The 16,753-nt window shown below is 72.7% G+C and carries 3 protein-coding genes; all 3 read left to right on the forward strand.

The annotated features are described in order from the left end of the window. The first annotated feature begins 34 nt into the window (after positions 1–34). From U8525_RS25995 to U8525_RS26005, 3 genes are read left to right on the forward strand one after another with little or no spacing between them, the layout of a single operon-like run. On the forward strand, positions 35–7,717 hold the full coding sequence (locus tag U8525_RS25995; RefSeq protein ID WP_374269103.1) for an SDR family NAD(P)-dependent oxidoreductase: 7,683 nt from the start codon (positions 35–37) through the stop codon (positions 7,715–7,717). After that, positions 7,717–11,925: a beta-ketoacyl synthase N-terminal-like domain-containing protein gene (locus U8525_RS26000; RefSeq protein WP_374269104.1), complete on the forward strand. Its 4,209-nt coding sequence runs from the start codon at positions 7,717–7,719 to the stop codon at positions 11,923–11,925. The genes U8525_RS25995 and U8525_RS26000 overlap by 1 nt, the downstream gene beginning before the upstream one ends. After that, positions 11,922–16,751, forward strand: a complete 4,830-nt coding sequence (locus U8525_RS26005) for an SDR family NAD(P)-dependent oxidoreductase (RefSeq protein WP_374269106.1) — start codon at positions 11,922–11,924, stop codon at positions 16,749–16,751. Before U8525_RS26000 ends, U8525_RS26005 begins: the two co-directional genes overlap by 4 nt. Positions 16,752–16,753 lie beyond the last annotated feature (2 nt).

A 16,753-nucleotide genomic window follows, 5' to 3' on the forward strand; every position in this document is an offset into this window, starting at 1 on the left:
CCCCCCCACCGTTCCGGCCCTCCAGGGGGAGCCCATGAGTGACAGGGCTTCTTTCCTCCTGGCCGCGGCCCGGACCGGCCTTGATCAACGCGGCTACGTCCTCCGGCATCCCGTCCTGGACGACCTCCCGGCCCTGGTGCGGCTGGAAGAGGCGTGCTGGCCGGAGCCACTGCGGATGACGGTGGAGACGCTGCACCACCGCGTGGAGCGCTCGCCCCGGGAGCACTGTGTGCTCGCGGTGGACGGTCGCGTGCTGGGGGTCCTCTACGCGCAACGCATCCGGGACGCCGCCGCGCTGCGCTCCACCACCAGCACGGAGGTGTGGCGGCTGCATGGACCGGCTCATCCGGTCGTCCAACTGCTCGCGCTCAATGTCCTCCCCGAGGCCCAGCAGCAGGGCCTGGGGGATCAGCTCCTGGAGTTCATGCTGCAATGGTGCACCGCGCGCGCGGACGTGGAGCGCGTCGTCGCGGTGACGCTCTGCCGCGACTACGGACGGCACGCGGACGTCCCCCTGGAGGACTACATCCAGCGACGGGACGCCTCCGGGCTCCCGAGTGACCCCATCCTGCGCCTGCACGTCAGCCATGGCGCGGAGGTTCGCGGGCTCGTTCACGGCTACAGACCGGGCGACCTGGCCAATCAGGGCCACGGGGTCCTCGTCGAATATGACCTCTGTCACCGCCTGGAGTCGCGCCACCGCGGTCCCTCGGGGGCCGACGCTCCTGGGGTCATGGCCGGGAGCCTGGACGAAGTATCCACGGCCATCGCGCATGCCGTTCGCGAGGTGCTCGGGGAGCGCGCACGGGATCTCACTCCGACGCGCGCCTGGGTGGAGCTGGGGCTGGACTCGTTGGATCTCCACGGCCTGCGCACGCACCTGGGCCAGCGACTGGGCGCCGAGCTCGACGTGACGAGCTTCTTCCGCTTCGGGACGCCTCGCGCCCTGGCGGAGATGCTGCACCGGGGTGCCTCGGGTGGGCCCTCCCCCGCCCGTGTCGCCGGGCCCGTGGAACCGGTGCGTCCGCGCCCGGTCCCGGAGGAGGAGCGTCCGGCGCCGAGTGCCTCGGCCACCCACGAGCCGATCGCGATCATCGGCATGGCGTTCCGGCTGCCCGGACAGGTGGATGGGCCCGAGCGCTTCTGGGAGCTGCTGCGCGACGGCGTGGACGCCATCACGGAGGTTCCCCGCGACCGCTGGGACGTCGAGCGCTTCTACGCCCCAGAGCGCGACACGCCGGGCAAGATGGTGAGCCGGTACGGCGGGTTCCTCGAGGGAGTGGATCGGTTCGACGCGCGGTTCTTCGGGATCTCTCCGCGCGAGGCCTCGGCCATGGACCCACAGCAGCGGCTGCTGCTGGAGGTGACGTGGGAGGCGCTGGAGCGGGCCGGCATCGCGCCGGGCTCGCTCGCGGGCAGCGCCACCGGCGTCTTCGTGGGCATCTCCACCCATGATTACGAGCTGCTCCAGGTGCGCGCCGGCCGCTACCAGGAGTTGGACATCCACTTCGCGACCGGCAACGCGCCTTCCATCGCAGCGGGGCGGGTGGCGTACGCGCTCGGGCTCCAGGGCCCTGCCCTCTCCATCGATACGGCGTGCTCGTCGTCGCTGGTGGCCGTCCATGCCGCGTGCCAGAGCCTTCGCGCCGGTGAGAGCCGCCTGGCGCTGGCCTCGGGCGTGAACCTGCTCCTCGCCCCGGAGCTGAGCGTCACGTTCTCCAACGCCGGCATGCTCGCGGCGGACGGACGGTGCAAGACTTTCGACAGCGCCGCGGACGGCTATGTGCGCAGCGAGGGTTGCGGCGTCGTGGTGCTCAAGCGGCTCTCCGAGGCGCTCGCGGACCGGGATCCCATCCTCGCCGTCATCCGGGGCACCGCCATCCGCCAGGACGGCGCCAGCAACGGACTCACCGCGCCCAATGGGTTGTCACAGGAGGCGGTCATCCGCAGTGCGCTCGCCATGGCGGGCGTCCGCCCGGACGAGGTCTCCTATGTGGAGGCCCACGGCACGGGGACCTCGCTGGGCGACCCCGTCGAGGTCAGGGCCCTGGCGAACGTCTATGGCGAGGGGCGCTCCTATACCGCTCCGCTGCGCATCGGCTCCGTCAAGACGAACGTCGGCCACACAGAGGCGGTCGCCGGCCTCGCGGGGCTTGGCAAGGTCATCCTGTCGTTCCAGCACCAGCGCATCCCCCCTCACCTGCACCTGGAGAACCCCAACCCGCTCCTGCGGCTCGAGACCCTTCCGGTGGAGGTCTCGCGGGAGGGCGCGGACTGGCCTCGTACCTCGGAGCGCAGGCGCCTGGCGGGGGTGAGCTCGTTTGGCTTCAGCGGGACGAATGCGCACGTCATCCTGGAGGAACCGCCGCTCCTCGTGGCCGCACCGCACAGGGAGGATCGAGCACACCACCTGCTGGTGCTGTCGGCCCGCGACGCGCAGGGGCTCCGGGAGCTCGCCGGGCACTACCAGCGCCACCTGGACGCGCACCCTGCACCGTTCGCGGACGTGTGCTTCACGGCTGGCGCCGGACGTGACCACTTCGATCACCGGCTGGCGGTGGTGGGCACATCTGCAGCGGAGGTGAGCGCCCGGCTCGGCGAGTTCGCTCGCTCGGGCCGCTGCGAGGACGCGCCCACGCCCGGCCCCGCGCTGGCCCGGAAGACAGGCCGGGAGCGGGCGAAGGTGGCCTTCCTGTTCACCGGGCAGGGCTCGCAGTACGCGGGCATGGGACAGCAGCTCTTCCAGACCCAGCAGACGTTCCGCCGCGCGCTCGAGCAGTGCGATGCGCTGCTGCGCCCGCTGCTGGAGCGTCCGCTGCTGGAGGTCCTCTTCCCCCTGGACGCACCCTCGCCCCTGCTGCACGAGACGCTCTATACCCAGCCGGCCCTCTTCGCTTTCGAGTACGCGCTCGCGACGCTATGGCGCTCCTGGGGCATCGAGCCGGACGTCGTCCTGGGTCACAGCGTGGGCGAGTACGCCGCCGCCTGCGTGGCCGGGGTGTTCAGCCTCGAAGACGGGCTGAAGCTCATCGCGACCCGCGCGAGGCTGATGCAGGCGCTGCCACCCGGCGGGGCGATGCTGGCTGTGCTCGCGGAGGAAGCGCGCGTGCGGGAGGCGCTCGCCTCCATCGGGGACACCGTCGCGATCGCCGCCGTGAACGGCCCCTCCAGCGTCGTCATCTCAGGCCCGGATGCGGCGGTGGTGGAGCTGGGGCGGGACTTCACGGCTCGCGGCGTCACCACCCGTCGGCTCCAGGTGTCTCACGCGTTCCACTCCCCGCTCATGGACGCGGTGCTCGGTCCTTTCGAGCGGGCCGCCGCCGCGCTGACCTTTTCGCCGCCGCGCATCCCGCTCGTCTCCAACCTCACGGGGGAGCTCGTCGGCGAGGAGATCACTCGCGCTGCCTACTGGCGCGACCACGTGCGCCAGCCCGTGCGGTTCAAGGCGGGAATGGAGGCGCTGGGCCGGCTGGGCTGTGAGCTGTTCCTCGAGGTCGGCCCCCAACCCGTGCTCATCCAGTTGGGCCGCGCTTGCCTCCCCGAGCCCCACCGACGCTGGCTGCCCAGCATTCGCCCCGACCGCCCGGAGTGGGAGCCGCTCCTGACCAGCCTCGGCGCGCTCTATGTTCGCGGCGCGGACATCCCCTGGGCCCGACTCGATGAAGCGTCGCGCCGCCAGAAGGTTCCGCTGCCCACCTATCCCTTCCAACGCGAGCGCTTCTGGTTCGCCCGGAAGGGCCGTGCGGACGACACGCGCTCCTTGAGCCGCGCCTCCCATCCGCTGCTCGGCCGTCCCGTGCGGTCCGCGGTGCGGCGCGAGGAGCGGATCTTCGAGAGCGCGCTCTCGTCCGAGACGCTGCCACTGCTCGCGGACCACCGTGTCTTCTCCGCGCCCGTGACTCCGGCCGCCGCATTCGTGGAGCTGGCACTCGCGGCCGGCCGCATCCACCTGGGCGTCCAGCCCCTGGAGCTGGAAGACGTCACGGTCCAGCAGGCCCTGGTGCTGCAAGAGCAGCAGCGGACGGTCCAGTGCGTGCTCCGTCCCTCCGGTGAGGGCTCCGCGTCCTTCCAGGTGTTCAGCCTGGAGGGTGACGGAGCCGAGGGCGATGGCGACGACGAAGGCCGCTGGGTGCTGCATGCCTCCGGACGGCTGCGGGCCCGCGAGGCTCCTTCCGAGGAGGTCCGGGTGGATGCCTCGGCCCTGCGCTCGCGACTCGAGGCGGAGCGCTCCGTCGCGCAGTACTACTCCCGGTGCAGCGCTCGTGGCATCGACTACGGCCCGGCGTTCCAGGCACTCGACGCGCTCTGGCACCAGTCCGGCGAAGTGCTCGGTAGGCTCCGCCTGCCCGACGTCCTTGCGGGTGAGGACGCGGCGGGGCGGCGCACCGTGCTGCTCGACGCGGCCTTCCAGGTCGTGGGCGCGGCGCTTCCCAGCGACACTGATGAAGTCACGTACCTGCCCGTCGGGCTGGAGCGGCTGCGGCTCTCGGGTCCCCTCGAACAGTCGCGGTGGTGTCACGCTCGGCTGCGCGCGGCCGGGAGTCGTGAGGCGTTCTCGGCTGACCTCCGCCTCTTCGACAGCGCGGGACTCCTGGTGGCGGAGCTGGAGGGCTTCGCACTCAAACGCGCAGCTCGTGGCGCCGTGCGCTCCGCTGAACCGGAGTGGCGGCGCTGGCTGTATCAGGTGGAGTGGCGCGCGCAGGACCGCCGCCTCATCTCACGGAAGCCGGGCGGGCTGCTTTCGCCCCCGGAGCTGGAGGCGCGACTCACGGCCGAGGCCGCCCTGGCGAGCACCGTGGCAGGTCGTGCCCTCGTGCCTCTCGCGCAGCGGATGGAGGCGCTGTGCGCCACGTTCGCCCAGCAGGCCCTCGTCCAGTTGGGTTGGACGGGCGAGCCCGAGCGGCGGTTCACCCTGGACGGGCTCGCCCGGGAGTTGGGGATTGTCGCGCGGCACCACCGGCTGCTGGGCTCCATCCTCTCGCTGCTGACCGAAGAGGGCCTCCTCACGCGCCACGGCGAGGGTTGGGCCTCGCGCGTCCCCGCCGTGCCCACCGATGCGTCCGCGGAGACCACCGCGCTCCTGCGGGACTTCCCGCAGGCCTCGACCGAGATCGAGGTGCTCTCCCGCTGTGGGAACAACCTGGCGGGCGTGCTCCGGGGCGACGTGGAGCCATTGCAGCTCCTGTTCCCCGAGGCGGACACGTCGACGCTGACGCGGCTGTACCAGGAAGCGCCCACCTTCCGGGGGATGAACGCGCTCGTCGAGCGCACCGTCCAGCTCGCCCTCTCGCGCCTGCCTCCGGGGAGGCCGCTGCGCGTGCTGGAGATCGGCGCGGGCACCGGCTCCATCACCGCTCGACTGCTGCCGCTGCTGCCCCCGGAGCAGACCACCTACGTCTTCACCGATGTCAGCACCCTCTTCACCAGCAGGGCCACGGAGCGCTTCGGCGCCTTCCCCTTCGTGCAGTACAAGCTGCTCGATATCGAGTCGGCGCCTGGCGCGCAGGGGTTCCAGCCGCACACGTTTGATCTGGTGCTGGCCGCCAACGTGCTGCACGCCACGGCGGATCTGCGCCGGACGCTGCGGCACGTCCTCCAGCTCCTGGCACCGGGCGGTGAGCTGGTCCTGCTGGAGGGCACGTCGGAGCGCCGCTGGATCGACTTCATCTTCGGACTGACCGAGGGCTGGTGGCGCTTCCAGGATCCGGAGCTGCGCGGCGCCCATCCCCTGCTGTCGGCGTCTCGCTGGACGGCGCTCCTCGAAGAAGAAGGCTTCGAGCACCCCGTGGCGCTCAGCCCGGAGGACTCCGTCCTCTTCCCCCAGTCCGTGCTCGTCGCTCGGGCTCCGGCCAGCCATGCCGACGCGGAGGCGTCACGGCGGTGGCTCATCCTCGCCGGGTCGTCGAGCACCGGCCGGGCCCTCGCGGAGCGACTGCGCGCCCGGGGTGAGCCCTGCACCCTGGCCCTGCCGGGCGCGGAGTTCGCCCGGGTCGATGCCGAGACCTTCTCCGTGTCGCCCGAGCACCCTGACGACATGCGCCGACTGCTGCGCGCGCTCGGCCCTCAAGCACCGCGCGGGGTGGTCCACCTCTGGAGCCTTGAGGCGGCCGACCCGCGGTCGCTCACGCCGGAGTCGTTGGAGGCAGCGTCGCGTCGGTCCTGCGGCAGCGCCCTGCACCTTGTCCAGGCGCTGCTGGACGCCGAGCCGACCCAGCCTCCCGCGCTCTGGCTCGTCACCCGAGGTGCCTCCGCCGCGGGACCTGCTCCGGAGCTGCCGGGGCTGGCCCAGTCGCCCCTGGCCGGCATGGCCAAGGTCATCGCACTGGAGCACCCGGAGCTGCGCTGCACCTGGGTGGATCTGGATCCGCAAGCCGATGCTTCTTCCGGCGCGGAGCAGCTCGATGGGGAGCTCCGCGCCGAGGACGGAGAGGCGCAGGTGGCGTTCCGAGGGCCTTCCCGCTTCATCTCCCGGCTGGTGCCGAGCCGCCAGCCCTGGAGCCCGGAGGGCGCGCCGCGCTTCCTGCCAGATGCGGCGTATCTCATCACCGGCGGCTCGGGCGGGCTGGGGTTGCTCGTGGCCCGGTGGCTCGTGGAGCACGGTGCTCGCCACCTGGTCCTCCTCGGGCGTCGAGACATGAGCCAGCTCCAGCCCGACGTGGCGGACCTGAGGCGGGCTGGCGCACGGATCGACCTGGTGCGCGGAGATGTGTCCGATGCCTCCACGTGCCGGAGCGTGGTGAGCCGGCTGACCCATGAGGGCATTCCCCTCCGGGGCGTCATCCACGCCGCGGGCGTGCTGGAAGATGGGGCCCTGCGACAGCAGACATGGGCGCGCTTCGCGACCGTGCTTGCCCCCAAGGTGCTGGGCGCCTTCAACCTGCATGAGGCGACCCGCGACCAGCCGCTGGACTTCTTCGTCCTCTTCTCCTCCACGGCCTCGCTCATCGGCTCCGCCGGACAGGCGAATCACTCGGCCGCCAACGCCTTCCTGGACGCGCTGGCCCACGCCCGCCGTGCCCAGGGACTGCCCGCCCTGAGCATCAACTGGGGCGCCTGGTCGGAGGTGGGCGCCGCGGCCCGCAAGCAGGTGGGGGAGCGCTGGCGGGTGAAGGGGATCGGCACCATCGCCCCGGAGCAGGGCCTCGCGGCGCTGACGCACTTCTTCCTCCAGGGCGCGGCGCAGGTGGGCATCGCGCCCATCGACTGGCCGCGCTTCCTCTCGCAGCGCGCCACCTCTCGCTTCTTCTCCGAGATGACTCCGGCGACCGCTCGCGAGGAGCCCGAGGCGCGTGGGGAGGCGCTGCGCCGGATCCAGGCCGCCGCCGCGCATGAGCGCCGGGGGCTGCTCATGCAGCACGTCCAGGCCCAGGTCGCCAAGGTGCTCGGGTGGAGCGCTTCGGAGCAGCTCCCGTCGGAGCAGGGCTTCTTCCAGCTCGGCATGGACTCGCTGACCTCGGTCGAGCTGCGCAACCGCCTCCAGTCCAGCCTCGCGTGCACCCTCGCGGCGACCCTGGTCTTCGACCACCCGACCGTGGAGGCGCTCACGGGACACCTGGCGGAGCGCGTGCTCGCGATGAAGGAGCCGTCCAGTCCCGCCCCGCGGCCCTCGCAGGAACCACACGAGGCCCCGCCGCAGCTCGCGCTGGAGACGCTCTCCCAGGATGAGCTGGCCGAGCTGTTGGCCTCGAAGCTGGCGTCGATGGAGCAGGGGGGGTGATGGAAGGCAAAGCCACGGGCCCCGACTACGGGACGCTCATCAAGAATGCCCTGCTGAAGATCGAAGGCCTCCAGGGCAAGCTCACCGAGCTCCAGCAGAGCCGCACCGAGCCCATCGCCATTGTCGGCATGGGGTGCCGCTTCCCCGGAGGCGCCGATACGCCCGAGGCCTTCTGGCGCCTGCTGCGCGATGGCGTGGACACCGTCACCGAGGTGCCCGCGACGCGCTGGCCCGTGGACACGTACTACGACCCCAACCCCGATACGCCGTCGGCCATGTACACGCGCCACGGGGCCTTCCTGGAGGGCGTGGACCGGTTCGACGCGCCGTTCTTCGGAATCGCTCCGCGCGAAGCCGCGATGATGGACCCCCAGCAGCGCCTGCTGCTGGAGGTGGGGTGGGAGGCGCTCGAGCGCAGCGGCATCTCTCCCGCGTCGCTCGCCGGGAGTCGGACCGGCGTCTTCGTCGGCCTGATGAACGTCGACTACCTCCGGCTGACGAACCAGCCAGAGCTGGTCGACCTGTACTCCGCCACCGGCTCCTATCCGAGCGTGGCCGCAGGGCGGCTCTCCTATGTGCTCGGCCTGCGGGGGCCGAGCCTCGTCGTCGACACCGCCTGCTCTTCGTCCCTGGTCGCCGTGCACCTGGCCTGCCAGAGCCTGCGGGCCAAGGAGAGCCACCTGGCGCTGGCGGGCGGGGTGAACCTCATCCTCTCTCCCCTGCCCTACCTGCTCGAGTGCCGCGCCCGGATGCTCTCACCCGACGGGCGATGCAAGACGTTCGATGCCTCGGCGGATGGCTTCTCCCGGGGCGAGGGGTGCGGCGTCATCGTCCTCAAGCGGCTCTCGGACGCGCTCGCCGATGACAACCCCATCCTGGCGTTGATCCGCGGCTCGGCGGTCAACCAGGACGGGCGCAGCAGCGGGCTGACGGTCCCCATGGGACCCGCGCAGGAAGAGGTCATCCGGGAGGCGCTCGCCAACGCAGGCGTGTCGGCCGCCGAGGTGTCGCTCGTGGAAGCCCATGGCACGGGCACGCCGCTCGGAGATCCCATCGAGCTGGGAGCGCTGGGCGCCACCTACGGCCACGAGCGCCCCGTGGAGCGTCCGCTGCTCGTGGGCTCGGTGAAGACCAACGTGGGGCATCTGGAGAGCGCGGCTGGCATCGCGGGCCTGATGAAGCTCGTGGTCTCGCTTCAGCACGAGGCCATCCCTCCCCACCTGCACCTGAGCCACCCAAATCCCCGGGTCCCCTGGAGCGAGCTTCCGCTCGAGATCCCCACGACCTTGCGTCCCTGGCCCGCGGGCTCCGGGAAGCGCCTGGCCGGCGTGAGCGCCTTCGGCTTCAGTGGCACCAACGCGCACGTGGTGATCGAGGAGGCTCCGGCTCCGAAAGCCCGGGCCGTGGCCCCGCTAGGGAAGCGCACCGAGCAGCTGTTGGTGCTGTCAGCCGCTTCCGAGCCCGCGCTGCGCGCCCAGGCGGACCAGTATGCCCGGCACCTGGAGGCCCATCCCGACCAGGACCTGGGCGATCTCTGCTTCACCGCCAGCACCGGCCGCGCGCACCTGCCCTTCCGGCTCGGCGTACTTGGGAGCACCGCGGAGGCGCTGCGGTCGAAGCTGGAGGGGCTCGCTCAGGGTCGTCCCGTGGAGGGTTCGACGCAGGGGCGCACGCAGGCAGGCGCATCACCTCGGGTCGCCTTCCAGTTCCCCGACGGAGGCGCGGACTTCGCGAGCCTCGGGCGGGAGCTGTCCGCGGCCCAGCCTGTCTGCCGCGAGACCCTCGACACGTGCGACCGGGTGCTGCGCGAGGCGACCGGGCTGTCCCTGTTCGAGACACTTCAGCCCGCCTGCTTCGCCGTCGAGGTCGCGCTGGCGCGGCTGTGGTCTTCCTGGGGCGTCCACCCCTCCTTCGCACAGGGAGATGGCGTCGGTGAGTACGCCGCGGCATGCGTGGCGGGCATCTTCAGCGTCGAGGATGGCCTGCGGCTGGTCGCCGTGCGCTCCACGCTGGAGCCACGGGCGACCGGCCTCTCCTCGGATGCCCGCGTCCCCGAGCTCGCGCGCGTCGCGGCGGGCCTCTCCTTCCAGCCACCGACGCTTGGGCTCGTGCCCTCCGGCGCGGGCAGTCCCCTGGAGCACTGGTCCCGCTATCGCCCCAGCGCGGGGCTCGGGGCGCGGGGACGTGGAGCCCTGGAGCAACAGGGCGCAGGCGTCGTCCTCCAACTCAACCCCGGGTCCTGGCCGTCGCGACTTGAGCACCTGGCGGCGCTCTATTGCCAGGGTGCCCCCATTGACTGGGCTGCGTTCCATCGCGGCGAGGCACGCCGCAGGGTCGTCCTCCCCACCTACCCGTTCCAGCGCGAGCGAAGCTGGTTCCAGGAGCCCGCGCCCGCTGCCACGCACGGCTCCGCCGGAGCGGAGTCCGCGGCCGACCGGTTCCCGGCTCCTGAAGACCTCGTCTCTCGCCTGCCCGCGGACCTGTGCGAGCCCCTTGCCTCGACCGCGGGCCCCGCCGTGGATGACGGTCCCGTGGGCCAGGCGGAGGCGCTGTGCACGCGGTACATCGTCCGCGCCTTCGAGGTCCTGGGTGCGCGGCTGGAGGCCGGACAGTCGTTCACCTCGGAGTCCTGGGCGGAGCGACTGGGCGTCGTCGAGCGCCACCGCAGGCTGTTCACGCGGTTGCTCGAGATGCTCGTCGAGGACGGTGTCGTCGAGCGCGTGGGCCCGGAGTGGACGGTGCGTCGCTCCGTGGGGCTCGCCTCCCCCGAGGAGCTGCTCGGCTCGCTGCGCTCCCGCTTCCCCGCCACCGAGCCGGAGCTGGCCCTGCTCGAGCGCAGCGGCGCACGGCTGGGCGAGGTCCTCGCGGGTCGACAGGATCCGCTGGAGCTGCTCTTCCCGGGTGGGAGCCTGGAGCTGGCCTCGCGCATCTACGAGGCCTCCGACGGCGCGCGGCGGATGAACCGGCTGGTGCAGGCGGCGCTCGCCCCGCTCCTGGAGCGCGTGAGCGCGGACACCCCGCTGCGCGTGCTCGAGATTGGAGCGGGCACTGGCGGCACGACGGCCGCGCTCCTGCCGCATCTGCCCGCCTCGGTCACGGAGTACGTGGCCACGGACGTCTCCGCGCGCTTCGCCACGCGCACACACGAGCGGTTCCACGCGTATCCCTTCCTTCGCTACGCGCCGCTGGACATCGAGCGTCCTCCCGATGAGCAGGGCGTGGCGCTCCACGCGTTCGACCTGGTGGTGGCCTCCAACGTGCTGCATGCCACGGCCGAGCTGCGGCGGACGCTCGAGCACGCCCGGACGCTCCTGGCCCCGGGTGGCGTCCTCCTGCTCATCGAGGCCACCGCGCCGCGCCGCTGGCTCGACCTGACGTTTGGCATGACGCGGGGCTGGTGGCGGTTCAACGACGCCGCGCTGCGTCCCTCGCATCCGCTCCTCACGCCCCAGCGCTGGCAGGCCCTGCTCACGGAGGTCGGCTTCGCCAGCGTCGCCGGCACGCGCCCCGCGGGCAGCTCCCAGGTGCTGCTGGAGCAGACCCTGCTCTTCGCGCGCACCGCCCCCGGCGCCCGGCGCGATGCGGCTCCCGCCCGGCTCCAGGCAGGGCTCGCTCCTGGCGGCGCTGCACGCGTGGACGTCCCGGGTGGCGCCACCACGCCGCCGCCGGAGCACCTGCTGCGCACGCTCGCCGAGGTCCCCGCTCAGAAGCGACAGGCGGCGCTCTCCGCGCATGTCCGCGAGCAGGTGGCCTCGGTCCTGGGGCTCCGCTCCGCGAGCGCCATCGACACGCGACAGGGCCTCTTCGACATGGGCATGGATTCGCTCACGGCGCTGGAGCTGAAGAGCCGGCTCGAGCGCGGCACGGGTGCAGCCCTGTCCTCCACGCTGGCCATGGATCACCCGACGATCGCCGCGCTCACGGAGCACCTGTGGACCGACGTGCTCGCGGGCCAGTTGCCGGGAGATACCCGGAGCGCCCCGACGCAGCCGGCTCCCGCGCGGCACACGAAGGTGGCGGCCCCCTCGCGGGAGGAGCCCCCCATGGCCGCCGCGCTCCCCACGGACCTGGATGCCCTGCTCTCCCAGGTCGAGCAGACCTCCGAGCGCGACCTCACGCGACAGCTCAAGACCGGGCGGCGATCCACGACGGGCCCCGAGGGCGCACCACCCCCGGCGACACCGCGAAAGGGCGGGAGCGCGCCATGAGCCGTTCGCACCGTCTCGCCGCCATGTCGTCCGTCAAGCTCGCGTTCGCGGCCGAGCAGCTCCGGCCAGGGCTCGAGTTGCTCAACGCCACGCCCATCGCGATCGTCGGCATGGCCTGCCGCTTCCCCGGAGAGGCCAACACCCCCGAGGCCTTCTGGCAGGTCCTCCGCGACGGCGTGGACACCGTCACCGAGGTGCCCCGCGACCGCTGGGACATCGACGCGTGGTACTCGCCAGACCCGGACGTGCCGGGGCGGATGCACACCCGCAAGGGCGCGTTCCTCTCCACGCGCTCGGAGTTCGACGCGGACTTCTTCGGCATCTCGCCGCGCGAGGCCGCGAGCCTGGATCCCCAGCAGCGACTGCTGCTGGAGGTGAGCTGGGAGGCGCTCGAGCGCGCGGGGATGGCTCCGGACCGACTGAGCGGTTCGCTCACCGGCGTCTACGTGGGGCTCAGCACCGGGGACTACGCGCGGCTGCTGGACACGCGGCCCCCCGAGTCCTTCGACGCGTATGCGTTCTCCGGCACCGCGCACAGCATGGCCGCCGGGCGGCTGTCGTACCACCTGGGACTCCAGGGGCCGAGCGTCGCCCTGGACGCGGCGTGCGCTTCGTCGCTCGTCGCGGTGCACCTGGCCTGTCAGGCCCTTCGCGGCGGCGGGTGTGACCTGGCGCTGGCGGGCGGGGTGAACCGGCTGCTCTCCGCCCACTTCCACCTCAACTTCTCGCAGGGCCGGATGCTGGCGCCCGATGGGCGGTGCAAGACCTTCGACGCCTCGGCGGATGGCTACGTGCGCGGCGAGGGCGCGGGCATCGTCGTCCTGAAGCGGCTCGCGGACGCGCTGAGGGATCAGGACCCCATCGTCGCGGTCATCCGCGGCTCCGCTGTGAACCAGGACGGACGCAGCAGCGGCCTGACGGTGCCCAACGGCCCCGCCCAGCAGGCCGTCATCCGGCAGGCCCTCCAGAGCGCCGGCGTGAACCCGGAGCAGGTGGACTACGTGGAGGCCCACGGCACGGGCACCTCCCTGGGGGATCCGATCGAGCTCGGGGCGCTGGGGGCCGCCTTCGGCCCGCGTCCCCCCGAGCAGCCGCTGCTCGTGGGCTCGGTCAAGACGAACATCGGACACCTCGAGGCCGCCGCTGGCATCGCGGGGCTGATCAAGGTCGCGCTCGCGCTCCAGCACGGGGAGCTCCCCGCGCACCTGCACCTGCGTCAGCCCAACCCGCACGTCCCCTGGGACAAGCTCCCCATCCGGATACCGACGCGGCACCAGCCGTGGCCCACGTCCCACGGGCGCCGCATCGCGGGGGTCAGCGCCTTCGGCTTCAGCGGCACCAACGCCCACGTGCTGCTGGAGCGCGCTCCCGACGCCGAGCCCGCCCCCCAGGACGAGGAGCAGGACCGCCCGGTGGAGCGTCCCCTCCACCTGCTCGCGCTGTCGGCGCGCAGCGCGCCCGCGCTCCAGCAGCTCGCCGCGCGCTTCGCGGGCCAGCTTCGAGCGGAACCGTCGCTGCCCCCGGGCGACGTCTGCTTCAGCGCGAACACCGGACGCGCGAGGCTTCCCCACCGGCTCTGCGCGGTCGCGGGCACGGGTGAGGCGCTGGCCGACCAGCTCGACGGAATGGCCAGGGGCGCAGGCTCCGCGCTCCTCACCGGACAGGCCCTGGCGGAACCGCCCGAGGTGGCCTTCCTCTTCACCGGCCAGGGCTCCCAGCACCCCGACATGGGCCGCGCGCTGTACGAGACCCAGCCCCTCTTCCGCGAGCGCCTGGAGCAGTGCGACGCGCTGCTGCGCCCCTACCTCGAGCGCCCCCTGCTCGACGTGCTGTACCACGCGCCCGACGCACAGCCGCTGCTGCACCAGACGGCCTATACGCAGCCGGCCCTCTTCGCGCTCGAGTACGCGCTCGCGGAGCTGTGGCGCTCCTGGGGCATCGTGCCCGGGGCGGTGCTGGGTCACAGCGTCGGTGAGTACGCGGCGGCCTGCGTGGCGGGGGTGTTCAGCCTCGACGACGGGCTGAAGCTGATCGCCGAGCGCGGGCGCCTGATGCAGGAGCTGCCCGAGCGCGGGACCATGGCCGCCGTCTCGGCGACCCCGGCGCGCGTGGAGGCAGCGCTCGGAGCGGACCGGGACGCGTGTGCCATCGCCGCGCTCAACGGTCCGGAGAGCGTGGTCATCTCCGGGAGCGAGCGCGCCGTCGAGGCCGTGCTCGCGCGGCTCACGGCGCAGGGCGTCCGCTCCGCGCGCTTGCAGGTCTCGCACGCGTTCCACTCGCCCCTGATGGAGCCGATGCTGCCCGCGTTCGAGCGCGTGCTGCGCACCGCGACGCTGTCTCCGCCGGGGCTGGAGCTGATCTCCAACGTAGCTGGAGCGGTGGCCTCGGACGAGGTCACGACGGCCGCGTACTGGTGCCGTCACGTGCGACAGCCGGTGCGGTTCGCCGAAGGCATCCAGGCCCTGGTCCAGCGCGGGTTCCGGGTGTTCGTCGAGTTGGGGCCGAAGCCGACGCTTTCGAGCCTGGGGCGGCTGTGCGCGCCCGATCCGGACCTGCTCTGGCTGGCCAGCCTGCGGGGCCGTGACGACTGGCGGACCCTGCTGGAGAGCCTCGGCACCCTGTACGTGCGCGGTGCGCCGGTGGACTGGGAGGGGTTCGACCAGGGCTACTCCCGCCGCAAGCGCGTCCTGCCCACCTACCCGTTCCAGCAGAAGTCCTTCTGGTTCGAGGCGCCCGACGGCGGCCCGGCCCACGCTCGACCTTCGCGCGACGATGGGCGACCGGCGGGACACACGCCGCTGACCTCGCTGCTCGAAACCGGCGATGTGCGTGGCCTCGCCGAGCAGCTCCGCCGCGGCGGCGCGCTCAATGGCCCGGCGCTGGAGACGCTGCCGCAAGTCGCGGAGGCGCTCGTGCGCGAGCACCAGCGGCAGCGGGCGGAGGCGGAGGTGGCGTCGACGCTGTACCGCGTCTCCTGGAGCCCCGCGCCGCGCGGTGGGGTCGCGCCCGCACGGCACGCGGGCGAGTGGTTGATCCTCGCCGACCGCGGCGGCCTGGGCCACGCGTTGGCGTCCCGGCTGGAGGCGCGTGGGGAGCGCTGCCTGATCGCCACCACCGAGGAGCTGCTGGGGCCCTCACCCCATGCGCCGGACCTGGCTGATCCCGCCGCGCTCACGCGGCTGGTCGAGGGGCTCGGGGTTCCGGGCAAGCCACCGCTCGCGGGCATCGTCTATCTGTGGGCACTGGACGCTCCCGACCCGGAGGGACTGGAGGCCGACACGTTCGACCCGGCACAGCGCGCGACGTGTGACGGGCTGCTGTGGCTGCTCCAGGCGCTCGGAGGGTGGACCCAGGCCGCGCAACCGCCGCTCTGGTGCGTGACTCGCGGCGTACATGCAGTGGGCGACGAGCCCGGCCCTCGCGCCGTGGCCCAGGCCCCGCTGTGGGGCCTCGCGGGAGTGGCCAGCACCGAGCACCCGGAGCTGCGGGTGCGTCTGGTCGATGTGGGCTCCGACGCCCACGAGGAGGTCTCCGCGTGGCTCGAAGCCGAGCTGCGATCACCGGATGACGAGGATCGCCTCGCGCTGCGGCGCGGACACCGTTACGCGGCCCGGCTGGAACCGCTCCCGTCCGAGGCCCCGCCCCCGCCTGCCTTCGAGGCCCAGGCCAGCTACCTGATCACCGGTGGGCTGGGAGGCGTCGGGCTCGCCGTGGCGGGGTGGCTGGTGCGGCAGGGGGCACGGCACCTGGTCCTCATGAGCCGCTCCGGCGTCGCCACGAAGGCGGCGCGCGAGGCCGTGGAGGCCCTGGAGCGCGCGGGGGCCCAGGTCCTCGTCGTCCAGGGCGATGTCTCGCGACCCGAGGATGTCACCGGCGTGCTCGCGGCGCTGAAGGCGCGACTCCCGTCGCTGCGCGGGGTCGTGCATGCCGCGGCCGTCCTCGATGACGGGACGCTGCGACAGCAGACGCCCGAGCGCTTCCAGCGGGTGCGGCGCCCGAAGGCCGACGGCGCCTGGAACCTGCACCTCGCCACGCGCCATGAGGCGCTGGACTTCTTCATCTGCTTCTCCTCCGCGGCGGCCCTCCTCGGCGCCCCTGGACAGGCGAACTACGCGGCCGCCAATGCCTTCCTGGACGCCCTGGCGCGCTACCGGCGCGGGCTCGGACTGCCAGCGCTGACCATCGGCTGGGGCCCCTGGAAGGACCTGGGGATGGCCGCGGGGTTGGATGCGCACAGCCGCCAGCGGTTGGCGGACGAGGGGTTCGGCGCGCTCGAGACGGAGCAGGGGCTGCGGGCGTTCGGCGCGCTGCTGTCCTCGCGCGTGCCTGACGTCGCCGTGCTGCCCATCGACTGGAGCACCTTCGCCGCGCATGCACGGCCACGGATGCCCCTGCTGCGAAAGCTCGTCGAGGGAGCGGCCCTCGGCGCAGCCTCCACGGAGCCGTCCTGGGCACAGCGCTGGGAGGCGACCCCCGCGACCGAGCGCCCGGGCTTCCTGCGCGCGTACGTGCAGGAGCAGGTGGCTCGCATCCTGCGGTGGGATCCCACACAGCCCATGGACGCGCAGCGAGGCTTCGCGGAGATGGGCATGGACTCGCTCATGGCCGTGGAGCTGCGCAACCGGCTCCAGCGGGACGTGGGCCAGCCGCTGTCCGCGGCGCTCATCTTCAACTACCCGCGCATCGAGGCCCTGGCGCAGCACCTCCAGGACGTCCTGCTCGCGACCGGAAGCGGCCCGGAGGCCCCTCTCGGCGACGAGCCCCCCACGCTCTCTCCGGAAGAGCTCATCGCGCGCATCGCCAGCAAGTACCAGACGCACGGCTAGAG

Source organism: Corallococcus sp. RDP092CA, assembly GCF_041903675.1.
In the GTDB taxonomy this organism is placed as follows: domain Bacteria; phylum Myxococcota; class Myxococcia; order Myxococcales; family Myxococcaceae; genus Corallococcus.

Coding starts and splice junctions, on each gene's coding strand:
- U8525_RS25995 (WP_374269103.1), top strand. CDS start 35: ATGAGTGACAGGGCTTCTTTCCTCCTGGCCGCGGCCCGGACCGGCCTT.
- U8525_RS26000 (WP_374269104.1), top strand. CDS start 7,717: ATGGAAGGCAAAGCCACGGGCCCCGACTACGGGACGCTCATCAAGAAT.
- U8525_RS26005 (WP_374269106.1), top strand. CDS start 11,922: ATGAGCCGTTCGCACCGTCTCGCCGCCATGTCGTCCGTCAAGCTCGCG.